This window comes from Pseudomonas sp. UBA5706, assembly GCF_002419965.1.
In the GTDB taxonomy this organism is placed as follows: domain Bacteria; phylum Pseudomonadota; class Gammaproteobacteria; order Pseudomonadales; family Pseudomonadaceae; genus Aquipseudomonas.
Map to the genome: position 1 here is coordinate 1 of NZ_DIHC01000003.1, position 23,653 is coordinate 23,653.

Sequence of the window (23,653 nt, forward strand, 5' to 3'; positions counted from 1 at the left end):
ACGCTGGCCTGCAGCCTACGTGGTATGCGGCAATACTTTTCGTACAAAACCTAGTGAACGTGTGAAACGTTTTTTCGGTGTACGCATCATAAAAAAGTGCGTAAGCAGGTATGGTTTCCGGGGCGGTTGCTTCACATTGGGGCGAGGCGTATAACTTGATTATTCGCCAACGCCTTAGAGTTGAGGGCGAAACTGGATGAACTATTAGGCTAGTAGCAACGAAAAAGCTTTAGCGATTGAAATAGCTTATCCATACAGAGACTGGCGTCCCCTGTGCAGTGTTAACAGAGGCCGCCGCAGGAGGATATCGCTCATGATCGCATGTACCCTGTCGAACCTTGAACTGCGCAGTATTATAGAAAGCGCATTTTTGCCCAAGCGCTGCAACTGCACGATCATTGATGACGCTATGACCGTTGAGGTTATTGACCCTGTTACCGATCGCGTCGACCTACTGGCGAGTGGTATCAGGCTCGACACGCTGGACACCAGCCGCGCGCTTTGCGAGCTTATCTTGAAGCTGCGGGCCGATATAGGAGCACCGCAACACGTACAGCGGCATACCCTGGTAGGCTGATTGCTTAGCCGCCATAAATAAGTTCTTGCCTCTCATGCCCACGACATATCCGTCGTGGGCTTATTACATAGCGACGCGCTAGACCTCGGGGATTATTAACTTCAATCGTTATAACTGAGCTGAGTATTCAGTCCAGCAACCGGGTATAGGGTATTCGCGGCGAAACGATCATTGTAATGACAGACAAATCGGTTATATCGAGCGGCACTGATATTATTAGCCGCACTTCATACCTGAAAGGTTCGGCCATTGTACGCACGTACAGCATCCGGTATCCGACAGCTTACCGGGGGGGATGCATCAAAAGCCGTTGGCAATGCGTCCATTACCTTTTATCTTAAGGCCGCACGCTGCGGCGCAACGCCATAACGATTTCAAGGGGAATGCATGGCTGAGAATCAGTCCGAGGGCATCAGGGTAACTGCACAAGGTGCGCATACCCGGCGCATGCTACGCCGACGCAAAGTAGTGCTTGGCGTGGCGCTGCTGCTAGCTATCGTTATTGTATGTGTCACGGCCATCGGCTTTATGTTGCAACGCCTGGAAAGCCGTAATGCCTCTTTTCAGCCACCGATGACTGCATTGGAGCGCCAGCGCCTTTTGCCGCCCGACCCGGTGCTGGACGCCGCACCCCGCCTTGACGGCTTGCGATACCGTCAGCAAGTTGAACGTAAAGTCGAAGGCTACGCTCCCGTTGATGTCGAGCGGGCTGACGTGCAGGGTCCGCTCAGTCCTGCATTGATGCTTGACGGTGGGAATCTGCATGCCGACGCCCATTCCGGCCTGCGACCGGGCATGCGGTCGCAATAACCTGCTCGTGCACCGATCATCATACGCAGGCGTCCGTCCTGCGCAGGTGGCAATCAATGCACTCGCTGCGGATGTTCGTCCTCGAACAGCAGCCTGAATTGCTCTTCGCCGCTGTCCTGAGTCGCGTAATGATCACGGACCGGACCCGCCTCTATCCTGCCATCCAGCGCTACCCGAATGATGGACGACTTGGATAGGAAGTCAGGAACGTCGCCAATTATCGTCAGCTCGCGCAGCGTGTGACCGTCTTGTTCGATAGTGGCCAGCCTCACCCGGCAGGTCGCCTGCATGGGAATCGGACCGAAAAGGGTGTCTCGGGAATAATCGATTTCGGCAATGCTAGACCGGCGGTTTTTTTCAGCATTCATGTCTGCGACCTCAATGTCCATTCGAAAGTGAGCGTAAGCCTGATAATGGAGGCGGATGCGATTGAAATAGTTCTCTTTTTTCGGCGAACGTTCTGACCGTTCATCGGTTGCAAAAATGGCGTCAGCTGATTGCTAGGTCATTGCTGATAGATCGCTGACGTCATTATTTTGATTGGGCGGATATTACAGTCGATAAATCGAGAGTCTTTTGTAGCGTTGAACTAACGCCGGGAAAAGTGTCAGATTTATGTCTTTAGCTTAAAAAGCGGGGTGCGAACTTAATGGATGATAAGTTAGGCAGCAATAAACCATCGATTTCGATTTTAAAAAAGCATGGCCGTCGAGATGAGCGCCTTTAATATGGCGCCAAGAAAAATAAAGGTTTAAATATCAACAAGTTAAACGTACCGTCGTTGGTTTTTTGGGTTTTCTCGAAAATTTGACACTTCCCCGCTTTTTTGAAACTATCGCTTTACAGTTTTAAGTTGTAACCATTTGTGGCAAACCTGGTTTGTTCATGATTTTCTCTCATGCCAGCGCTCCAGGCATTCTGTGTAACGGCAGTAGTGCCTCCGGGATCCGAGTGAGTCAACTCATTGATTGGCGAGGTTTTTTACCATTGCTTGTCGATCGGATCAGGTGGCCGGGTTTGCGTGCCAAGCGCGCGGCCCCACGCCGAATAAACTTGAGCGAATAACAACTCGATCTTTTTCGACCGGTGCGCGCACGCTCATCGTGCCATTAATGCCCCACGTTGCATCAACTTTGCCAGTCAGTATCCAGTGTGAATAAAAGGAAGTTAGGTCAGGGCGGGCGTCCAGGGATGCCTGTCACTCAGGGTCAGTCGTTAGGCTGCACTCAACGCATCGACTAAGTTCGGAGTCAAGATTATGTATGGAGATCATCTGGAAACCGTATGCGGTTGTGTTGTCGGAGGGGCCGGACCGGCAGGGATGGGGCTGCTTTTCAATGCGTTGAAAAGTGGAGCAATGCCTGAGCTGGCCAAGGACGGGCTGATCATTGTCGATGCAAGTCCCCATCCCGGAACGGGCCGACTGGGGGATTACCGGATCACCGCTAACTCGGTTGGCGATGTGTTCCTTGACTGTCTGCGCGACCCGGCGCTGCGCGATGTATTCGAGCCTCTCGAACATTCCCCGGCGTACTGGCGAATCCGACGCCAGGCGCACAGTGCGCCGCAGCTCGCCGATGTCGCCGAGCTGCTGGCGGAAGCGTCGACCCTGGTGCTGAACTTCGTCGTCGAGCACTACGGCGTGAAACTATGGACCAGTACCACCATCACCGAAGTTGTCAGCCAGGATAATGAGTATCAGGTTTGGGTTGAGTCCGAAGGACGCTCTCGGCGCATTCGTTGCCGCTCAGTGGTCTTGAACCTGGGTGGGCGGCAGGATCCGCAGCACCTGCTCAATAGCCTTGCCGACCAAGGCTTGGCAGTGCCACCTGCAGCCAGGGTGTTGAGCGCCGACTTGCTGTTGCGCATGAACGGCGTGCAACTGCGCGATTATTTCGCACCCATGCTCGCGTGTAATGGCCGGGTAAGCGTGGTAGGCGGTTCTCACAGTGCTTTTTCCGTACTTGAAAACCTTGCCGATGCGCTGGAGTTCGCCGGGTTGCGTGAAGTAACGCTGGTACACCGCTCCCCCATCCGGCTGTTCTACGAAACAGCCGAGGCGGCGCTCGCTGCCGGTTACATGTTCGATCTAATCAAGGACGTATGCCCGGTCTCCGGCAGGGTCAATCGTTCAGGGGGCCTGCGTTATCGCGCGCTGGACATTGGACGGGAAGCCTTGGCAAATGGGCATATCGGCAAAACCGGCGTGCGCGTGCAGATGCTGCAGACCCGGAACGGCCCCGAGGGTCATTTCGACAGAGCGCGCCAAGCCCTGGCTGAGTCCGACGTGGTGGTGCAATGCACCGGTTATCAGCCGTTGCTGCCTGCTTTGAGCTACGCCGGTGGCGAGGCCATCAACCTGATGGCGGTCAAGGGCGGCGTGGATTCGGACCCCTCCGGCTGTCCGCTGGACAGCACCGGGCAACGTCTTCATGGGCTGCATCTGTTCGGATTGGGCGCAGGCCTGGGCGTCGATCCGCGCCTGGGCAGTGAAGCGTCTTTCGACGGACGCATCTATGGCGTTTGGCAGTTTCACCATGACGCCAGCGGCGCAGTGATCGATGCAGTGCTGGCGCGGCTGCAGCAGCCAGTCCTCCAGCCGACCAGCGTCAGCCGCAAAGGGGGAGCCGATTGCGAAGAGCCGAGACAGCCGTTCCTCTGGCCGGCACTGATGGCCAACGCACAATCCTGATATTCATTTTTCGCACCTGCTTGCTTTCGATCGGCATGGGAGGTTCGGGAATTTCCCTTGGATCAAACAGGACGATGTACTGGACCAGATTCTATAGTCTGGCCGTCATCATGCTTTTGATAGAGTCCGGGCCGTGGCCTATGCTGGGGTCTTCGCACACCTGCGAGCGACTCGATAAGGAACCGGCACAAAATGCGTATTTTGATTGTGGGTGCAGGTGCTATAGGCGGCTATTTTGGCGGCCGGTTACTGGAAGCCGGACGCGATGTAACGTTCCTGGTGCGCCCCGGGCGGGCAGAGGAGCTTGACCGCGACGGCCTGGTCGTGCGCAGCCCGTTGGGCAATATCCTGTACCCGTCGGCGCCCCACGTCATGGCGCCGATGCTCGATCAGGTATTCGATCTGATCATCCTGTCCTGCAAGGCTTATGACCTGGATGCGGCGATGGACGCCTTTGCCGCTGCGGTGGGCCCCGATACGCTGATCCTGCCGTTGCTCAATGGCATGGCGCATCTGCAGCGCCTGGGCCAGCGTTTTGCGCCTGATAATGTGCTGGGCGGGCAGTGCCTGATTTCCCTGGACCGCGATGCCTCGGGGACGATCCTGCATCTGAACGAAACCAATCAGTTGTCATTCGGTGAGTTGAGCGGTGCCTTGACGCCGCGTATTCAGGCAGTGACGCACGTCCTTGCCGACGCAGGATTCGACGCCAGGCTGAGTCAGCAGATCGTTCAGGAAATGTGGGAGAAGTGGTGCTTCATCGCCACTGCTGCTGGCATCACGGGCGCCATGCGTGCCAGCATCGGGGATGTAATCGCCAGCGACGGCGAGGCTCTGGTGCTCAGACTGCTTGCCGAATGCGCCGACATCGCCGAAGGCGCAGGCTATACACTTCGAAGTGATGTGCGCGAGCGTTTCCAAAGCATGCTGACCACCCAGGGTTCGAAGATGACCGCTTCCATGCTGCGTGACATCGAGCGCGCAGCGCCGATCGAGGTCGAACACGTGATAGGGGACATGATTGCGCGGCGCTGCGATCCTGATAAGTCGCCCGATCAGCTGTCGGTGCTGGATGTCGTCTATCTAAATCTCAAGTCCTATGAGGCCCGGCGCTTGCGCCAGCAAGGCTAGGCTGGAATGGTCCGGTGCGGCAGCACGGCTTGCCGGCGGTGCTCGATGCCGGGGCACCGCTGGCAAGCGTGCTGCTAGGGACGGTCGCGAGTCGGCAACTGACTCGGGTTACGCATTACTTTGCCTTGGTCAGCTCCATGATCATCCGCGTCAGCAGATAGATCCTCGGCGAAACGCTGTCTACTTCGGCATATTCCTCGGGCGTATGAATGTTGCCACCAACGATGCCAAAGCCATCGAGCGTCGGTACGCCGACACCGGCCGAGAGGCTGGCATCCGCCGCGCCACCACTGCCTTCGACGGTCAGCTTGCGACCGATCTCACCGTAGATGCCCTGAGCGATGTCGACCAGCTTGTCGGATTCGGCCGTTTGCGGCATCGGTGGCAACCCACGCTCCAGGCGAGTCGTCACTTCGATTTCCGGTATCAGCTTGTCGGCCGACACCCGCGCCAGATCTTTCTCGATGCGATCAAACTCCTCCGGCACTGCCACGCGCACGTCTGCCTTGGCGGTGGCTTGATCTGGAATTACGTTGACCCGGTCCCCGGCGTTGAGCACCGTGAAATTGATCGTGGTTTTCTTCTCCAAATCGCCCAGCTTGCCCAGTTGCAGAATCTGATGCGCGGCTTCCATTGCGGCGTTACGTCCAAGCTCCGGCGCCACGCCTGCGTGGGATGCCTTGCCCTTAACCTCGACCACGGCGGTACCGCTGCCTTTACGCCACACCACCAGGCCATCGGCCGGACGCCCCGGTTCGAGGTTCAAGGTAACGTCATGCGCTTTTGCAACTTTTTGAATCAGCTCGGTGGCGGCCTTGGAACCGGTTTCTTCACTGGCATCCAGCAGGAATGTGATCTGCGCGTAATCCTTGAAGTCCAGGTTCTTGAGAATTTTCAGCGCATACAGGCCAGCAACGATCCCGCCTTTGTCATCCATCACGCCCGGGCCGTAGGCGCGGCCATCCTTGATAGTGAACGGGCGCGCGGCGGCGGAGCCTTCCTTGAACACGGTGTCCATGTGCGCCATCAGCAGGATTTTCGCCTTGCCGGTGCCCTTGAAGGTGGCGACCACATGGCTGCTTTTGTCCGGCGCGGTATTAGGGACGGTCTCGATGGTTGCGCCGAGTTTTTTCAACTCGTCCACAACGATGTCGCGCACCTGTGTCAGACCTGGTTCATAACCCGAGCCGGTGTCGATATTGACCAGCCGCTCCAGCAGTTTTAGCGCTTGTGCCTTGTATTGCTCGGCATCGGCCTGCACCTGTTTGTTGGGTTCGGCGAAGACGGGCCCGGCGCAACCGAAAGCCAGGCCCAGCGTCAGGGCACTGGCAAGTACGGAACGGGCAAACGGTGAAGTCATGAGTCGATCCTTGTTGTATGAAATTGTGTCCAACAACCCTATCGCGTTGAACAGGATCATGCATGTCCAAATGCGACGACGTTCGCCATCGACCGGCTGGCCGGCAAAAAGGTCGAACCTTCTGGGCCAGCAACCCTCAATAATTCATCATCAGTCGTCAGAGGAGCAGCGCACTATGCCGGTCAAGCACGATTTGTACGCGGATTTGGGCATCACCAGAGACTCTCTGGGCAAGCATCGCAGCGAGGATGCCAAGCTCAACAAGCTGGTGGAGGATTACGAAACGGTCGATGCAGACATTGTTAAAGCAGAAGAGGGATCTGCAGGCGACGTTTCGGATGATCAGCTCAAAAAACTCAAGGAGAAACGCTTGCTGGCCAAAGATAAGATTGTCCAGCACCTTCCTCCTTCAAGCTGATTGATCAAAACGATTAGTCTGTCCCAAGGGCTGGTTTTCCACGGAATGCCGGCCCTTTTTGTTATAAAAGCTGCTCGGGTTAGTTACAGGGATAAGGAAGGGCACAAGTAGAGATAATGGATCCAACATCAAGACGAAAAAAAACGGCGTCGCAGACTACGCCGTTGATTCCTGTCTGCTGCCGGGAAGCAGCAGACGAACTTGCTAAGAAGATGAACCGGTTGGTTCACTGCGGCTCTTGATTAGGCGCGATCTCGGCTTGGATACGTTTGTAGATTTCTTCACGGTGTACCGAAACGTTCTTCGGCGCGTTGATGCCGAGCCTGACTTGAAGGCCCTGTACGCCCAGAATGGTGACGGTGATTTCATCACCAATGTTTATGCTTTCGCCGACTTTGCGGGTGAGTATCAACATAATCTTTTCCTTGATGGCCTCTTGAAGCGCCTCTACCAGGAGGCTGGCGTTAGCCTTTGGGTGGTGGTGATTGCCGAGTGCATCCAAATGCGGTCATCAGTATGACGCCATTGGTACGAGTTTAATTCCCCAGGTTCATCTTCTTGTCATTGGCATGCTGTCTCCTGAGGCCAAACGACACGCGAATTTTGCCTGCTCTTTGGCATTACACCTCGAAATAATTGGCTATGACCTTGATAGCCGGATCCGAGGCGGCGCCTATTGCACACTCCTTTTGCACTTAATGCAAAGAACTCGTGCCGGGCGGCCATGAAATTTTCATTAAGCAGGCTGTAGGTGATTTCCTAGAGGATTGTAGGAGACTTCTGAAATGTGTGAGGGCGAACTGATAACGCTTGGAGAGAAATAGCCGCTAGCCAGTCGTTTGCAGGTATTGGCGGGGTGGTTATGAACGTTATGGTGCCTGTTTGAGGGACATTCAAGCGAAAGGCGGCTGCCCTAGGTTTTGTACGAAAAGTATTGCCGCATACAACGTAGGCTGCAGGCCAGCGTGACCATGGCTGCAAAGCTCCTGGCCAGCTTGTCGTAGCGAGTCCCTATTCTGCGGTTCTCTTTTAGCCAGCCAAACATCCGCTCAATGATGTTCCGCTGTCGATACTTTGGACGATCAAAGAGTCGGGACAAGCCCGGTCGGGGTTTGCGTGGCATGGCGCGCAGCGGGATCACCGGCTGCATTCGGTAACGGTCGCAGTAATGACGCAGGTGTTCTGCGTCATAGCCTTTGTCAGCCAGTAACCAGCGACTACGCTTGCGTGGTCGCCCCGGCTTACCGGGAATTCGCACCTGATCCAACAGCGGTTGGGCGTGGGCGATATCGCTGGCTTGTCCCGATGAAAGGATGAAGCGTAAGGGAACGCCATTGGCGTCGCAGACCATGTGGATCTTGGTAGTAAGGCCGCCTCGACTGCGTCCCAGGGCATGGTCTAGCGGTTCTTCAGGCCCCCCTTTTTCCCGGCGCCTGAAGAGGCTCGGGTTGCACGTACCGCTGTGGAATCGATCATCCAGGTGTCCAGATCAATCAGTCCTTCGCGGTTCAGTCGAATATGCAACCGCTCCAGTATTCGGTCGAATGTGCCGTCGTCGCGCCAGTCACGAAAACGCTGATACACCGTTGACCAGGGCCCAAAGCGTTCCGGCAGGTCACGCCAGGCTGCGCCAGAGCAAAGCACCCAAAGGATTCCGTGGAGTACCAGACGATCATCACTGCGTGGTCGACCCATTTTCTGCTCTGGAGAAACCAGATCCCTGATCAATTCCCAGGATGCATCGGAGAGTTCGTAACGCTTTGCCATGCGGGCCTCCAGCCAATCATGGCGGCAATTCTACCCGCACCGACTTTTCGTACAAAACCTAACAAAATGCCCACCGCGAGGGTGGGCATGGGTGCAGCAGTCAGCGAATCAAACCACCAGCGACAACAGCATGATCAGAATGATACCGACCACCGAAAGGATCGTTTCCATCACGGTCCAGGTTTTCAGGGTTTCGATCACGGTCATGTTGAAGTACTGCTTGACCAGCCAGAAACCGGCGTCGTTCACGTGTGACAGGATCAACGACCCCGCGCCGGTGGCCAACACCAGCAACTCGCGGTTGACACCCGGCACCAGGGCTACGACCGGCGCGACGATGCCGGCACCGGTGATGGTTGCAACGGTCGCCGAGCCGGTGGCCACACGAATCACCGCTGCGACCAGCCAGGCTAACAGGATCGGCGAGATCTGCGCCTGAACCGCCATGTGACCGATCAGGTTGCCGACACCGCTGTCCACCAGCATCTGCTTGAAGCCACCCCCGGCACCCACGATCAAGACGATCGCAGCCACCGGCGCCAGGCTCTGGTCCAGCAGCTTGATGATCTGCTCGCGGCTGAAGCCACGGGCCGAACCAAAGGTGTAGAACGCCAGCAACAGTGCGAACAGCAAGGCAGCGATCGGGTGGCCGATGAAATCCATCCAAATGCGAAAGATGTGGCCATTGGGCAACGCAACGTCGGCAAAGGTCTTGAGCAGCATCAGGAACACCGGCAGCAGGATGGTCACCAGTGTGACCCCGAAGCTTGGCAGGTTCTCGTTTGTCGACTCCTTGGCAATCTGGTCCATCAACTCCTTATTGGGGTTGCCAGGGATGCGTTTGGCAATCCACTTGCCGAAGATCGGACCCGCGAGGATCGCTGTCGGGAAGGCAACGATCAGACCGTAGAAAATGGTCTTGCCGATGTCCGCGTTGAAGATGCCGATAGCCAGCAACGGACCTGGATGCGGCGGCACCAGGCCGTGAACGGCGGACAGGCCTGCCAGTAGCGGAATACCGATCTTGACGATGGGCACGCCGCTGCGACGGGCAACGATGAACACCAGCGGGATCAGCAGCACGAAGCCGATTTCGAAGAACAGCGGGATACCCACCAGAAACGCCGAAAACATCATGGCCCAGTGCACCCGCTCCTTGCCGAAGCGACGGATTAGGGTCTGCGCGATCTGGTCGGCTCCACCAGAGTCAGCCATCAGTTTGCCGAGCATGGTGCCAAGGCCGAGGATGATACCGACGAAGCCCAGTACGCCGCCAAAACCGTCCTGAAACGATTTCATGACCTTGTCTACAGGCATGCCCGAGGTCAGGCCGAGGAAACCGGCGGCGATGGTCAGTGCAATAAAAGGGTGGACCTTGAACTTGGTGATCAGCAGCACGAGGCCAATGATGGTCACCAACGCATCGACAAGTAGATACGTGTCTTGAGTCATACCGAACATGGGGTGTCTCTCCGTTGTATTTTGTTTTTTTGGAGCTACTGCTCAGCGCTGGTGTTCACTGCCTTGTGTACATAAAAAGACAGCGCTGTCTTCGTCGCTCACGCAGGCTTGAAGATCAAGAGCCCGTCAGAGCGGTGGCAGATGAGGTTTGCGAGGCGTTCCACCACGTGGCCGCTTCGGCGCCGATGGACTCAATCGATTTGGTCGCGTCCACGACCAGCGTGCGATCTTCGCCATAGGGGGGTTCAAGGGTTGCGAATTGACTGTCGACCAGACTGGCCGGCATAAAGTGTCCTGGTCGATGCGAACAGCGCTCGGCGGCCAGTTCGCGGGTCAGCTCAAGAAACACGAAGCCCAGGCCCGGCACTGCGGCACGCAGACGGTCGCGATAGCTGAGCTTGAGGGAAGAGCAGGTCAGGATAGGTTTTTCACCGTTGCGCACGGCAGTCGCAACTTCTTCGCCCAGGCGCGTCAGCCACCCGGCGCGGTCTTCGTCATTAAGAGGATGGCCAGCGCTCATTTTGTCGATGTTGGCTTGCGGGTGAAAGGCGTCGCCCTCGATCAGGCGGCCGCCGCTGTTCTGGGCGATTTCAGCGCCAACGGCGCTTTTGCCGCAACCGGAAACACCCATCACCACGACGGCGGAAATAGCATGTGGAGCAGTAGTCATAAAAACCTCGTCCCGAAGACAGCGCTGTCTCTGCCGCAAGGTGTGCAAAACCGGCAAGACTGTTTCCGGGTGTAGTCATTGTTATGGGTATCTCGCTGATCCATGAGATGCACCCTCCGGCGTGGTTAACACGAGCGAAGAAAGTTGCGGGCCTCCGTGAGATAGCGCTACCTTAGAGCCCATCCCACGCAATCGCAACCCCCTCGGCTTATCCTTCCAACCAGTTGGCAACGCATGACACGCATTGGTTCCCGATCCACCGGTCGTCCTACCCTAAACGAAGTCGCAAGGCTGGCCGCTGTCTCGCCCATCACAGCCTCGCGAGCCCTGCGCGGCGTGGCGACGGTCGCCCCGGAAATGGTGGCGAAAGTGCGCGCTGCTGCGCAGAGTCTAGGCTACGTCGCCAATCCTGCAGCGCGGGCGCTGGCCTCCTCGCAGAGTCAAACGGTGGTGGTGCTGGTGCCATCGCTGTCCAACCAGTTGTTCATCGAGACACTTGAGGCCATCCAGAACGTTCTGCGCCCCCGTGGTCTGGAAGTGGTGATCGGTAACTATCACTACTCGCCCGCAGAGGAAGAAAACCTGCTGCGCAGCCATCTGGCAAACCGGCCACGGGGCATCATCCTGACCGGCTTTGACCGCAGTCAGGCGGCGCAGCAGTTGTTAGCGTCCAGCGGCGTGCCGTGCGTACACATGATGGAACTCGATCCGAGCCGTGCCGAGCCTTGCGTAGGGTTTTCCCAGCAGCAGGCCGGGGCGGCTGCGGCGCGGCATCTGTTGAATCGCGGGCGGCGGCGCCTGGCCTATGTGTCTGCTCAGCTGGACCCGAGGGTGATTCAGCGCGGCGCGGGTTTTCGCAGCGCGTTAGAAGCAGAAGGGCTGTACGACGAAGCCCTGCAGATGGCTTCGCCACTGCCGTCGTCGATCGGTCTGGGAGGGGAGTTGTTTGCTCGTCTGCTGGCCGAGCATCCGGACGTGGACGGGGTGTTTTTCTGCAACGACGACCTCGCCCAGGGTGCCGCTTTGGAAGCGCTTCGCCGCGACATCAAGATTCCTGAGCGGGTGTCGCTGATCGGCTTCAACGACTTGCCCGGCTCGGCGCACATGGTGCCGCGTCTGACCTCGATCCGCACTCCCCGCGAACAGGTTGGCCAGCGTGCCGCGCAATTACTGCTCGGGTTGCTGGACGGTAATGTGCAGCAAGCACAGGTGGATCTGGGCTTTGAGCTGGTGGTGCGGGAAAGTACCTGAGACGGTGGAAGCGTCTGCGCGCACGGTGAGCGCAATGGAGGCGCTTCTACACGTTACGACGGCGACGACGGCGGTCTGTCTGACACCGCGCTCGATCATTCCCTCGTTCGCAGGGGTAGCGCAGCCCGGTACACTGCGCGTGGCTTGACGCTGAAGGAGAATGTCACGGGATGCATGCCCACCCATAGCGTGGGCATGATCGGCAGATTGATGCTGATTATTCCTCCTTTTTGAACGCCAGGCGGAACTTGTGCAGCAATGGCTCTGTGTACCCGCTCGGTTGCTCGCGCCCTTTGAACACCAGCGCGCATGCGGCCTGGAACGCTACCGACTTTTCGAAGTTCTCCGCCATCGGCGTGTAGGCCGAGTCACCGGCATTCTGCTTGTCCACGATCTTGGCCATGCGTTTGAGCGTTTCCAGCGCTTGATGCTCGTGTATCACGCCATGGCGCACCCAGTTGGCAATGTGCTGGCTGGAGATGCGCAAGGTGGCGCGGTCTTCCATCAGGCCGACGTTGTGAATGTCCGGTACTTTCGAACAGCCAACGCCTTGCTCGACCCAACGCACTACATAACCGAGCAGGCCCTGCGCGTTGTTTTCGACTTCTTCAAGAATCTGCTCTTCGGTCCATTTCGGGTCGGCGGCTACCGGAATGCTCAGCAAATCCAGCAGGATATCCTCGCTGACGCTGTCTAGGTCGACCTGTTCCAGTTCCTGTTGTACCGACTTTACGTCCACCTTGTGGTAGTGCAGCGCGTGCAACGTTGCGGCGGTCGGTGATGGCACCCAGGCTGTGGTCGCGCCCGCTTTGGGATGAGCGATTTTCTGTTCCAGCATGTCCGCCATCTGATCCGGCATCGCCCACATGCCCTTGCCGATCTGTGCCCGGCCACGCAGACCGCAGGCCAGACCCACCAGCACGTTGCTGCGCTCGTAAGCCTTGATCCAGGGCGTAGCTTTCATATCACCCTTGCGCAGCATCGGCCCCGCTTCCATGGAGGTATGCATCTCGTCGCCGGTGCGATCGAGGAAGCCGGTATTGATGAACGCCACCCGGGCCGATGCCGCAGCGATGCACGCCTTGAGGTTGACGCTGGTGCGCCGCTCTTCGTCCATGATCCCCATCTTCAGGGTGTTGCGCGGAATCTTCAGCACGTCTTCGATACGGCTGAACAATTGATCGGCGAACTTCACTTCGTCCGGGCCGTGCATCTTCGGTTTGACGATGTATACGCTGCCCGCTCGCGAGTTGCTGCGGTTGTGCAGGTCATGCAAGGCGATAAGGCTGGTGATCACACCGTCGAGAATGCCCTCGGGGATTTCCTTGTTGCCGTCGTAGAGAATCGCCGGGTTGGTCATCAGGTGGCCGACATTGCGAATGAACAGCAATGAGCGACCGTGCAGCGCGATGTGACTGCCATCGGCGGCAGTGTATTCCCGGTCGGGATTGAGCCGGCGCGTCAGGGTTTTGCCACCCTTGACCAGTTCTTCGGTAAGGTCACCCTTCATCAGGCCCAGCCAGTTACGGTAGATCACCAGCTTGTCGTCCGCGTCGACAGCGGCTACCGAGTCTTCGCAGTCGATGATGGTCGACAGCGCCGCTTCCAGCAGCAGGTCCTTGATGCCCGCAGGGTCCGTGCTGCCGATCGGGCTGTTTGGGTCGATCTGGATTTCGATGTGCAGGCCGTGGTTCTTCAACAGAATCGCATTGGGCTGCGCCGGTTCACCCTGATAACCGACGTATTTTTCCGGCTGCGCCAGACGTGACTGGCTGCCATCGGCGAGCGTGACCAGCAGTTCGCCGCTGTCTACGGTATAGGCCTTGGCATCGAGGTGGGAGCCGCTCGACAAAGGTGCCGCTTCATCCAGCAGCGCGCGGGCGAAGGCGATGACTTTGGCGCCCCGCAGCGGGTTGTAGCCCGCCTTGATTTCCGCACCGTTGGCACTTGAAATCGCATCAGTGCCATACAGCGCGTCGTACAACGAGCCCCAGCGCGCGTTGGCGGCGTTCAGCGCATAGCGTGCGTTGGCGGCGGGCACGACCAGTTGCGGACCCGCCTGTTCGCTGACCTCAATGTCGACCTTGCTGGTGGTCGCCTGAACTTCGCCCGGTACCGGTTGCAGGTAGCCGATGGAATCCAGAAACGCGATGTATGCGGGCATGTCGGTGACCGGGCCCGGATTGGATTTATGCCACTTGTCGAGCTGGGTCTGCATGCGCTCGCGCTCAGCCAGCAGCTCACGATTGATCGGCGCGAGGTCGTGAACCAGGGAGTCGAAATCGGCCCAGAAAACCTCCGCGCTCAGCCCTGTTCCGGGAAGCACGTCCTCGTCGACAAAGCGTTTCAGATCGGCTGCCACCTTGAGGTTGTGGCAGTTGACGAATTCGGTCATCTCGGGCTCTCCGTTAAAAAACATGTGATGTGACGCCAGGCTCGCATCTGCCCCGCAGGGCGCGGAAGCTGGCTTGCCTGCGACCCGTCGGTAACCGGCAGTGAAATTCAGGCGCCGGGTTTACCTGACGCTCGGCAGCCTCTGGGTGCTCAACCGGTTCGCAGCGAATCGCAGGCAAGCCGGGTTCCTACGCCCTGCAGGCAGAATCTGGCACTACTGCGCGTTTACTGCCGCGACACCGGCCTTGGCCACCTGAGCATCCTGATCGGCCTTCACCCCGGACACGCCCACCGCGCCGATGGTCTGGCCATCGACAATCACCGGCACGCCGCCTTCCAGCGAGGTCAGCAAGGGCGCGCTGACGAACGCGGTTCGGCCGCCATTGACCATCTCTTCATAGCCTTTGGACTCGCGACGACCGAGGGCCGAGGTGCGGGCTTTTTCGATAGCGATATAACCGCCGATCGGTGCACAGTCGTCCAGACGCTCGAAACCCAGCAGGTGGCCGCCGTCGTCGGTGACGGCGATGGACACGGCCCAGCCGTTGGCCTGGGCCTCTTTACGGGCGGCGGCGAGAATTTGGGCGACTTCGATCTGGGTCAGTATGGATTTGCTTTTCATGCAGCTCTCCTTAGGGGGCGTGTGTGGTCAAGACGGCCTGCGATCAACTTGGATGCAGGGCGTCCTCGATGAGTTCGATCCAGTGTTTGACGGGTGTGCGTCCCGCGCTGGCAAGGTGGGTCTGGCAACCGATGTTAGCGGTAGCGATGACTTGCGGTCTGCCGCTCTCCAGCGCATTCATTTTATTGTCACGCAGCTGCCTGGCGAGCGCCGGCTGGGTAATGGCATAGGTACCCGCCGAGCCACAGCATAGGTGACTGTCGGGCACCGTGGTCAGATTGAAGCCCAGCCGGCTCAATACCGACTCCACCGCGCCGCCGAGTTTCTGCGCATGTTGCAGGGTGCACGGGCAATGGAATGCCAGCTTGGCGCTGGTACAGGCGCCGAGCATTTCCAGCGGTTCGGCACGCAGCACTTCCACCAGGTCTTTGGTTATTGCGCTGACCTTCGCGGCTTTTTCGGCGTACTCCGGGTCGTCGCGCAGCATATGCCCGTAATCCTTGACGAAGGCGCCGCAGCCGCTGGCGGTCTGCACGATCGCTTCGGCGCCAGCCTGAACGCCAGGCCACCAGGCGTCGATGTTACGCCGGGCACGCTGCAGGCCCTGCTCCTGTGCATTAAGGTGATAGTCCACCGCGCCGCAGCAACCGGCCTGGGCGATGGATCGAACGCTGATCCCCAACCGGTCCAGCACTCGCGCCGTTGCTGCGTTAGTGTTCGGCGACAGGCCAGGCTGCACGCAACCTTCCAGAATCAGCACCTGGCGTGCATGTTGCCGGGTCGGGCGCGCTTTGGCCGGGCGAATATCAGCGGGCAGCTTGGCTTGCAGATTGCCGGGCAGCAGCGGCCGGAACGCATTGCCAATCTGGGTCAGGCGCTTGAACAGCCCGGGATTTGGAACCACCGCGCGCAGGCTTTCGCGCAGCAGGCGCTGACCGATTGGCCGGGGTACGGCGGCATCGACCACGGCACGGCCGATGTCCAGCAGGTTGTGATAGTCGACCCCCGAAGGGCAGGTGGTCTCGCAGTTGCGACAGGACAGGCAGCGGTCCAGGTGCAGCTGGGTTTTTTCGGTGACTTCGCACCCCTCGAGCACTTGCTTGATCAGATAGATACGTCCACGCGGGCCATCCAGTTCGTCGCCCAGCAACTGATAGGTCGGGCAGGTGGCATTGCAAAAACCGCAGTGCACGCAACTGCGCAGGATGCTCTCGGCTTCTTCGCCACGGGGCAGGCTTTTGGCGTATTCACTCAGGGTGGTCTGCATGATTCAAATCTCTGCGTACATCCGGCCCGGATTGAACACCCCGTGCGGATCGAGTTGCGCCTTGAGCTGGCGGTGATAGCGCAGCAGCGGGGCGGGCAGGGGCTGGAACGGGACGTCGTCCAGGCCGTGGCTGTAACAGGTGGCATGGCCGCCGACGGCGCCGACGATGGCGCGAATCTCGCTGCCGCAGGCGCAGGTCTTCAACCAGCGTTGCGCGCCGCCCCAATCGATCAACTGATCGCCCGGAAGGTTTAGCACACCGGTGCTGGTCGGCAGCGACAGGCGCCACAGCGGTCGGCCATCGGTAAAAAAGTCCAATCGATGTTCGTTCAAAGTGCGCCAGTACACCGGATCGATGGCATCGCCACCCAAACGATCCTGGGCTGCCGTCACCGACCCTTCACCTCCCTCAAGACGCAGGCGCAGCAGCCGGCCGTCGTGACTGGCGGCGCTGATGGGTAATGGCTGTTGACCCCATTCGGCCAGGCGGGCAAGAGCACGGGGCAGGTCCATTTCCATGGCAATGCTGGTGCACAGCCGCGGCTTGGGCAATACCTTCAACGAGACTTCTGTGATCACGCCCAGGCAGCCAAAACTGCCGGCCATCAAGCGCGACAGGTCGTAACCGGCGACGTTTTTCATCACCTCACCGCCGAATTTCAGATGCTTGCCCAGGCCAGTGATCACTCGGGTGCCCAGCACGAAATCGCGCACCGAACCGGACCACGGTCGACGCGGGCCGGACAACCCGGCTGCGATCATTCCACCGACAGTTGCATCGCCGACGCCGCCGTCGCTAAAGGTCGGCGGCTCGCAAGGCAGCATTTGTCCGGCCTGTTCCAGCGCCGCGTTCAGCTCGCTAAGGGGCGTGCCAGCCCGGGCGGTGATCACCAATTCGGTCGGGTCATAGGTAACAATGCCGCGATGAGCCCGCGTATCGAGCACTTCCCCAGCCACTTCGCGACCGAGAAATGCCTTGCTGTTAGCACCCTGGATGCGCAGTGGCAAGCCGAGTTGAATCGCCTCGTTGACCTGTTCCAGCAGTCCCTCGCTGGCGTCTCGATCCTGAGCGCGGATATAGGATTGTCGTTCGCCACCCATCAGAAACGCTCCAGTTCAGGGAAGGGCAGCTTGCCCATGTGTACATGCATCGCGCCGAATTCCGCGCAGCGGTGCAGGGTTGGAATGTTCTTGCCGGGGTTGAGCATGCCGCTGGGGTCGAACGCCGCTTTCACGGCGTGGAATAGCGTCAGTTCGTCGCCGTTGAACTGCGCGCACATTTGATTGATCTTCTCGCGGCCTACACCGTGCTCGCCGGTGATGCTGCCGCCGACCTTCACGCACAGTTCGAGAATCTTGCCGCCCAGCGCTTCGGCGCGGTCCAGCTCGCCGGGCTGATTGGCATCGAACAGGATCAGCGGGTGCATGTTGCCGTCGCCGGCGTGGAAAACGTTGGCAACGCGCAGGCCGTATTCCTCGGACAGTGCGGATATGCCCTTCAACACGCCCGGCAATTCCCGACGCGGTATGGTGCCGTCCATGCAGTAGTAATCCGGCGACAGCCGACCGACCGCAGGGAAGGCATTCTTGCGTCCGGCCCAGAAGCGCACCCGTTCGGCTTCGTCCCTTGCCTGGCGCACTTGCGTGGCGCCGGCCTTTTCCAGCACCGCGCGGACCCGGTCGCAATCGTCGTGAACGTCGGCTTCCACACCATCCAGCTCGCACAGCAGAATCGCTTCGGCGTCTACCGGATAGCCCGCGTGGATAAAGTCCTCGGCGGCGCGTATTGCCAGGTTGTCCATCATTTCCAGGCCGCCGGGGATGATGCCCTCGGCAATGATGTCACCCACGGCACGACCGGCTTTTTCCACGGAATCGAACGCAGCCAGCAGCACCCGCGCGACTTGCGGTTTGGGCAGCAATTTCACGGTGACTTCGGTGATGACGCCGAGCATGCCTTCGGAGCCGGTAAACAGCGCCAGCAGGTCGAAGCCGGGGGTATCCAGCGCGTCCGATCCCAGCACCAGACGCTCGCCTTCAACCGTGAGAATCTCGACGTTGAGCAGGTTATGCACGGTCAGGCCGTATTTGAGGCAATGCACACCACCGGCGTTTTCGGCAACGTTGCCGCCGATGGAGCAGGCAATCTGCGAGGAGGGGTCAGGGGCATAATACAGGTCATAAGGGGCCGCAGCCTGGGAGATAGCCAGGTTGCGAACGCCGGGCTGGACTCGAGCGAAGCGACCGGCCGGGTCGATGTGCAGGATCTTGTTGAAGCGCGCCATCACCAGCAGCACGCCTTTTTCCAGCGGCAAGGCGCCGCCCGAGAGCCCCGTGCCCGCGCCACGCGCCACCACCGGAACGCCGCGCTCGTGGCATACCTTGAGCAGTGTCTGCACTTGCTCGACCCGCTGCGGCAGTACCACCAGCATCGGTGTGGTGCGATAGGCGGACAAGCCGTCGCATTCGTAAGGGCGCAGTTCTTCCTCACGGTGGAGAATGTCCAGATCAGGCAGCCGCGCCTGCAAGGCCTGCAGCAATTGGGTCTTGTCAATGACGGGCAATGCGCCATCGACGCGTTCGTCGTACAGAATATTCATGATGGGCTCGCGATCCCTCTTGTTTTTATAAAGGGTTTTATATGAGGCCCGTCCCTGAGCGGAACGTTCTACGGCTGACTTGCATCATTGGCCGTACGGCCTTTACTGTCCATGTCTGAACGCACTGGTCGAACCAGTTTATTTTGGCATTTGCACAACGATTTTTAACAAAAACGAACTAATTCAAAGAGTTGTTGTGCGTAGGTGCGTTGGTTATTCGTGAGGGTAGTACTGGTCATACCAGTGAAGGGCCCTTGCCAGTCTCCGCTTGCTGGTTCATTGCGGCTCGCCAGCGGCAGCGGCAGCGGTTGAGTGAACGCCATTGCCGGCGATTGATACAGCTACACGATTGGCGCAGTTCGTTTGCCTTGCCTTGGAGCCAAAATCCCATGGAACCCTCCGTCAAAATACGCCCTCAACAAGTGGCTGACGTGGTCAGCGAACGCATCGAACGACTGATCGTCGATGGCGTGCTCAAGGTCGGGCAGTTGCTGCCTTCCGAGAGACGCCTGACAGAAAAGCTCGGCGTCTCGCGCACGGCATTGCGCGAAGGCCTGAAGCTGCTGCGCGCCCGCGGAATCATCGAAACCCGACACGGTCAGGGCTCATTCGTCGCGCGGATGGGTGGGCTGGGAATCACTGACGCCTCGCCGCTGATGCACTTGTTCGCCTCGCAACCTCGCACCCTGTATGACCTGTTTGAAGTGCGCAGCCTGCTAGAGGGCGAGTCCGCGCGGCTGGCAGCGCTGCGTGGTACCGATGCGGACTTTGTACTGATTACCCGCGCCTATGACGCCCTGGTCGCCGCCCACGATCACCCACTGGCTGCTTGCGAGCATGCGCGACTGGACCACGCTTTCCATCTGGCGATCAGCGAGGCTTCGCACAATCCGGTGTTGGTGCAGACCTTGCGTTCCCTGACCGACCTGCTGCTCAACACGGTGTTCGCCTCCGTCAACAATCTTTATCACCGAGATGCGCAAAAGCGTCAGATCGACCGGCACCACGCCCGGCTCTACACTGCCGTCATCGGGCGTCTGCCGGAGCAGGCACGCAAGGCCGCTGTCGCCCACATCCAAAATATCTGCGAAAACCTGCGGGAAATCGAAAACGAAGAGCAGCGTCTGGTCAGAGCAACATTACGGTTGGAGGGTTGGACCTGACCTTGACAGTCGGCAGGGAATCGCGCAGTTTACGCGTTGCGTAAGTCGTTTACGAAAATAACAACAATGACAGGCCATGCCGTGGATCTTTTTACCTACTACCGCTCAACCTCCAGTTATCGGGTGCGCATTGCCCTGGCGCTGAAGGGCCTTGAGTTCAACTCGATTCCAGTCAACCTTATCCGTGACGGCGGCGAGCACCGCAAAGCCGCGTATCTGGCAATCAATCCCCAGGGGCGGGTACCGGCGCTACGAGTCGACGCGGGCGAGGTGATCATTCAGTCGATGGCGATCATCGAGTACCTGGAAGAGCGGTCGCCCACGCCGCCCTTGCTGCCCGTCGATCTGCTAGAGCGTGCGCGACATCGTGAAGTGGCCGCGTTGATCGGCTGCGATATTCACCCTCTGCACAACGCTGCCGTGCTCAACCGCCTGCGCGGCCTGGGCCATGGCGAAGGGGACGTGACCGCCTGGATCGGCCATTGGATCAGCGAAGGGTTGTCGGCCGTAGAGGCGTTGATGGGGGATGAAGGTTTCTGCTTCGGCGCGGTCGGTCTGGCAGACGTTTACCTGTTGCCGCAACTGTATGCAGCCCGCCGTTTCAATATCGATTTGAGTGCCTTCCCGCGCATCTGTCGAGTAGAGGCGCTGGCGTTGCGGCATCCTGCTTTCCAGCAAGCCCATCCTGACGCCCAGGCCGATAAGCCGGAGTAACGCTTCCTCAATGAAAATTCTCGGCTTGCAACTGATTTTCGGCGACTTTCTCGCCCGCAGCGTTCGGGGTATTCCGTGCGCGCCACCCGCTGAACAGTGATCTCCGCCGCCGTGCATTTCACTTTTTAGCAGGAGCAGGACCGTGACTGATCTCTACGAAAATCCAATGGGCCTGATGGGCTTTGAGTTCATCGAGTTCGCCGCACCGACGCCTGGTACCCTGGAACCGGTTTTCCAGATGATGGGCTTCACCAAGGTTGCCAATCACCGTTCCAAGAACGTGGCGCTGTATCGCCAGGGTGCGATCAACATCATTCTCAATAACGAGCCCAACAGTGAAGCGTCCTACTTTGCCGCTGAGCATGGTCCTTCCGTGTGTGGCATGGCCTTCCGGGTCAAGGATTCGCAGGCCGCCTACAAACGCGCGCTGGAACTGGGTGCGCAACCGATCGAAATCGCCACTGGCCCGATGGAACTGCGTCTGCCAGCGATCAAGGGCATCGGCGGCGCGCCGCTGTACCTGATCGACCGCTTCGGCGAAGGCACATCGATCTACGACATCGACTTCGTGTTCATCGAAGGCGTCGACCGTGACCCGCAAGGTGCAGGCCTGAAGTTCATCGACCATCTAACCCACAACGTCTATCGCGGACGCATGGCGTACTGGGCCAATTTCTATGAAAAGCTGTTCAACTTCCGCGAGCTTCGCTACTTCGACATCAAGGGCGAATACACCGGCCTGACGTCGAAAGCGATGACGGCCCCCGATGGCATGATCCGCATCCCGCTCAACGAGGAATCTTCGAAAGGCGCCGGGCAGATCGAAGAGTTCCTGATGCAGTTCAACGGCGAAGGTATCCAGCATGTCGCGTTCTTCACCGAGGACCTGATCGATACGTGGGATCGCTTGAAAGCCTTGGGAATGCGCTTCATGACCGCGCCGCCGGACACCTACTACGAAATGCTTGAAGGGCGCCTGCCCAATCATGGCGAGCCGGAGCACGAACTGAAGGCACGGGGCATTTTGCTGGATGGAACGTCCGAAAGCGGCAGCCGGCGGCTGTTGTTGCAGATTTTCTCGGAAACCCTAATGGGCCCGGTGTTCTTCGAGTTCATTCAGCGCAAGGGCGATGACGGCTTCGGTGAAGGCAACTTCAAGGCGCTGTTCGAATCGATCGAGCGCGATCAACTGCGCCGTGGCGTGCTGACAGCCGACTGATTGAAAAGCCCTGCTCCGCAACCCCCTGTAGCAGCGCGGCCGTGCTGCTACAGGGCATAAGGCCAGCCTTGGCTCAGGCGTGAGCGAAGCCTTCCATCAATGAGCCGCTCCTCGGTAGAACCGCCCCTGACGCTCACCTTGCAGTATTCCGTCGGCGTAACTCAAATGTCCGTTCACCCACACACGCTCGATGCCCTGCGCGGCGCGCTGGGGTTGCTTGAAGTCGGCAACGTCGCGAACGGTGGCTGCATCGAACAGCACCAGGTCCGCCCAATAGCCTTCACGAACGAAACCGCGCTGATGCAGGCCGAAGCGCGTGGCGCTCAGGCCGGTCATCTTGTGGATGGCCCTGTGTAGCGGGAACAGCCCCAGATCACGGCTGAAATGCCCCAGCACCCTGGGGAACGCTCCCCACAGGCGCGGATGTGGAAACGGGTCTTCCGGCAGGCCGTCCGAGCCGATCATCGACAGCGGGTGTTTCATGATGTTCTGCACATCGTTTTCATCCATGCCGTAATACACCGCGCCAGCCGGTTGCAGTTTGCGCGCGGCTTCCAGCAGTGACAGGCCCCAATCGGCAGCGATCTGCCCAAGGTCGCGCCCGCCTTGATCTGGGTACGGTGTGGACCAGGTAATGGTGATAGGAAACGCGTCGGTGACTTGCTTCAGATCAAGCGTCGAAGAGCTGGCCGCGTAGGGATAGCAGTCACAACCCACCGCTTGAGTCAGCGCGGCTTTTTCCAGCGAAGCGAGCAGCTGTGGGCTGCGGCCCCAGTTGCCCGCACCTGCGCATTTGAGGTGTGAAACCACGACAGGCGAGCGGGCGTGTCGGCCGATATCGAATGCTTCGTCCATTGCCTCCAGTACCGGCTCGAATTCGCTGCGCAGATGGGTGGTGTACACCGCGCCAAACGCCGTCAGCTCCTCGGCCAGTTGCTTGACTTCATCGGTTGCTGCCGAATAAGCCGACGCGTAAGCCAGACCGGTCGACAGCCCCAGCGCGCCTTGCTGCAGACTTTCGCGCAGCTGTTCGCGCATGGCGCTAATTTCTCCAGCGCTTGCGCTGCGCAACAGATCGTTCATATGGTTGCTGCGCAACGCTGTATGGCCGACCAGCGCCGCTACGTTAACGCTGGGGCGCGCCCGATCCACGGCCTGGCGATAGTCGCTGAAGCGCGGATAAGCAAAGGCGGCGGCCGAGCCAAGCAGGTTCATCGGGTCCGGCGGATCGCCCTGCAGCGTCACCGGCGAAGCGCTGATGCCGCAGTTGCCGACGATGACCGTGGTCACGCCCTGGGTGATCTTCGGCAGCATTTCGGGGTGGCGAATCACCACCGTGTCGTCATGGGTATGAACGTCGATGAAGCCCGGTGCCAACACCCGGCCAGCGGCGTTCAGCTCTTCCCGGGCCGGCACACCGTCGAGCTCGCCGATGCGTTGAATACGCCCGTCGCCGATGGCCACGTCGCTGCGGTAGCCGGGGCTGTCGCTGCCGTCGATCACCAGCGCGTCGCGAATGATCAGGTCGTAAAGCATG

At 59.2% G+C, this 23,653-nt stretch carries 20 protein-coding genes and 1 pseudogene; 9 read left to right on the forward strand and 12 right to left on the reverse strand.

All coding sequences use genetic code 11. The annotated features are described in order from the left end of the window. The first annotated feature begins 313 nt into the window (after positions 1 to 313). Entirely contained in the window at positions 314 to 577 is a 264-nt protein-coding gene (locus B3I26_RS02025) for a DUF1652 domain-containing protein (RefSeq protein ID WP_296254614.1), read from the forward strand. A gap of 387 nt (positions 578 to 964) precedes the next feature. Beyond that, positions 965 to 1,387 (forward strand): hypothetical protein, encoded by a 423-nt coding sequence (locus B3I26_RS02030; RefSeq protein WP_296254616.1) that lies wholly within the window; start codon positions 965 to 967, stop codon positions 1,385 to 1,387. Positions 1,388 to 1,440: 53 nt separating this feature from the next. Here B3I26_RS02030 and B3I26_RS02035 read toward each other — a convergent pair whose 3' ends face one another. Further along, positions 1,441 to 1,755 carry a hypothetical protein gene (locus B3I26_RS02035; RefSeq protein ID WP_296254618.1) on the reverse strand — a complete coding sequence of 105 codons (315 nt, stop codon included), beginning with the start codon at positions 1,753 to 1,755 and terminating at the stop codon, positions 1,441 to 1,443. Between the two features lie 890 nt (positions 1,756 to 2,645). Here B3I26_RS02035 and B3I26_RS02040 point away from each other — a divergent pair. Next, entirely contained in the window at positions 2,646 to 4,079 is a 1,434-nt protein-coding gene (locus tag B3I26_RS02040) for a pyridine nucleotide-disulfide oxidoreductase (protein WP_296254620.1), read from the forward strand. A gap of 192 nt (positions 4,080 to 4,271) precedes the next feature. After that, positions 4,272 to 5,210: a ketopantoate reductase family protein gene (locus B3I26_RS02045; protein WP_296254623.1), complete on the forward strand. Its 939-nt coding sequence runs from the start codon at positions 4,272 to 4,274 to the stop codon at positions 5,208 to 5,210. A 115-nt stretch (positions 5,211 to 5,325) separates the two neighbouring features. Here the strand turns inward: B3I26_RS02045 and B3I26_RS02050 are convergent, their stop codons facing one another. Then, on the reverse strand, positions 5,326 to 6,570 hold the full coding sequence (locus B3I26_RS02050) for a M20/M25/M40 family metallo-hydrolase (protein WP_296254624.1): 1,245 nt from the start codon (positions 6,568 to 6,570) through the stop codon (positions 5,326 to 5,328). Here B3I26_RS02050 and B3I26_RS28665 point away from each other — a divergent pair. Beyond that, positions 6,569 to 6,988, forward strand: a complete 420-nt coding sequence (locus B3I26_RS28665; protein ID WP_313484019.1) for a DUF465 domain-containing protein — start codon at positions 6,569 to 6,571, stop codon at positions 6,986 to 6,988. The genes B3I26_RS02050 and B3I26_RS28665 overlap by 2 nt on opposite strands. 226 nt (positions 6,989 to 7,214) lie before the next feature. Here the strand turns inward: B3I26_RS28665 and csrA are convergent, their stop codons facing one another. The 4 genes from csrA to B3I26_RS02075 all read right to left on the reverse strand — a co-directional run bounded on the left by csrA (position 7,215) and on the right by B3I26_RS02075 (position 10,847). Further along, positions 7,215 to 7,403 carry a carbon storage regulator CsrA gene (gene csrA / locus B3I26_RS02060; protein WP_062380972.1) on the reverse strand — a complete coding sequence of 63 codons (189 nt, stop codon included), beginning with the start codon at positions 7,401 to 7,403 and terminating at the stop codon, positions 7,215 to 7,217. Between the two features lie 498 nt (positions 7,404 to 7,901). Continuing rightward, positions 7,902 to 8,755, reverse strand: a protein-coding gene (locus B3I26_RS02065) for an IS5 family transposase (RefSeq protein WP_296254626.1) whose coding sequence is annotated in 2 segments (ribosomal slippage) — positions 7,902 to 8,413 and positions 8,413 to 8,755 — 855 coding nt in all. Because the reading frame shifts where the segments join, the coding sequence is not laid out codon by codon here. Between the two features lie 108 nt (positions 8,756 to 8,863). Beyond that, positions 8,864 to 10,216, reverse strand: a complete 1,353-nt coding sequence (locus B3I26_RS02070) for a GntP family permease (RefSeq protein ID WP_296254628.1) — start codon at positions 10,214 to 10,216, stop codon at positions 8,864 to 8,866. Positions 10,217 to 10,331: 115 nt separating this feature from the next. Next, positions 10,332 to 10,847 (reverse strand): gluconokinase, encoded by a 516-nt coding sequence (locus B3I26_RS02075; protein WP_296254672.1) that lies wholly within the window; start codon positions 10,845 to 10,847, stop codon positions 10,332 to 10,334. Positions 10,848 to 11,120: 273 nt separating this feature from the next. Here B3I26_RS02075 and B3I26_RS02080 point away from each other — a divergent pair, with 273 nt between their 5' ends. After that, positions 11,121 to 12,137, forward strand: coding sequence for a LacI family DNA-binding transcriptional regulator (locus B3I26_RS02080; protein ID WP_296254630.1), 1,017 nt, complete (start codon positions 11,121 to 11,123; stop codon positions 12,135 to 12,137). Between the two features lie 217 nt (positions 12,138 to 12,354). Here the strand turns inward: B3I26_RS02080 and B3I26_RS02085 are convergent, their stop codons facing one another. From B3I26_RS02085 to glcD, 5 genes are all read right to left on the reverse strand, one after another. Then, the gene (locus B3I26_RS02085) at positions 12,355 to 14,532 is read right to left on the reverse strand and encodes a malate synthase G (protein ID WP_296254632.1); all 2,178 of its coding nucleotides are present in this window, start codon (positions 14,530 to 14,532) and stop codon (positions 12,355 to 12,357) included. Positions 14,533 to 14,745: 213 nt separating this feature from the next. Continuing rightward, complete coding sequence (locus tag B3I26_RS02090; RefSeq protein WP_296254634.1) at positions 14,746 to 15,153, reverse strand: heme-binding protein; 408 nt, start codon at positions 15,151 to 15,153, stop codon at positions 14,746 to 14,748. Between the two features lie 43 nt (positions 15,154 to 15,196). Next, positions 15,197 to 16,420 carry a glycolate oxidase subunit GlcF gene (glcF, locus tag B3I26_RS02095; protein WP_296254635.1) on the reverse strand — a complete coding sequence of 408 codons (1,224 nt, stop codon included), beginning with the start codon at positions 16,418 to 16,420 and terminating at the stop codon, positions 15,197 to 15,199. Positions 16,421 to 16,423: 3 nt separating this feature from the next. Continuing rightward, a complete protein-coding gene (gene glcE / locus B3I26_RS02100) occupies positions 16,424 to 17,521 on the reverse strand; it encodes a glycolate oxidase subunit GlcE (RefSeq protein ID WP_409522072.1) in 1,098 nt (365 codons plus the stop codon). Continuing rightward, positions 17,521 to 19,020 (reverse strand): glycolate oxidase subunit GlcD, encoded by a 1,500-nt coding sequence (gene glcD / locus B3I26_RS02105; RefSeq protein WP_296254637.1) that lies wholly within the window; start codon positions 19,018 to 19,020, stop codon positions 17,521 to 17,523. Before glcD ends, glcE begins: the two co-directional genes overlap by 1 nt. Positions 19,021 to 19,409: 389 nt before the next feature. Between glcD and glcC the strand changes: the two genes are divergently transcribed. The 3 genes from glcC (at position 19,410) to hppD (ending at position 22,116) form a co-directional block, all read left to right on the forward strand. Next, positions 19,410 to 20,183 (forward strand): transcriptional regulator GlcC, encoded by a 774-nt coding sequence (gene glcC / locus B3I26_RS02110; RefSeq protein ID WP_296254639.1) that lies wholly within the window; start codon positions 19,410 to 19,412, stop codon positions 20,181 to 20,183. A gap of 81 nt (positions 20,184 to 20,264) precedes the next feature. Continuing rightward, positions 20,265 to 20,897: a maleylacetoacetate isomerase gene (maiA, locus tag B3I26_RS02115; protein ID WP_296254676.1), complete on the forward strand. Its 633-nt coding sequence runs from the start codon at positions 20,265 to 20,267 to the stop codon at positions 20,895 to 20,897. A gap of 142 nt (positions 20,898 to 21,039) precedes the next feature. Beyond that, entirely contained in the window at positions 21,040 to 22,116 is a 1,077-nt protein-coding gene (gene hppD, locus B3I26_RS02120; RefSeq protein ID WP_296254641.1) for a 4-hydroxyphenylpyruvate dioxygenase, read from the forward strand. Positions 22,117 to 22,189: 73 nt separating this feature from the next. Here the strand turns inward: hppD and B3I26_RS02125 are convergent. Next, positions 22,190 to 23,652: pseudogene (locus B3I26_RS02125) on the reverse strand (N-acyl-D-amino-acid deacylase family protein). Position 23,653 lies beyond the last annotated feature (1 nt).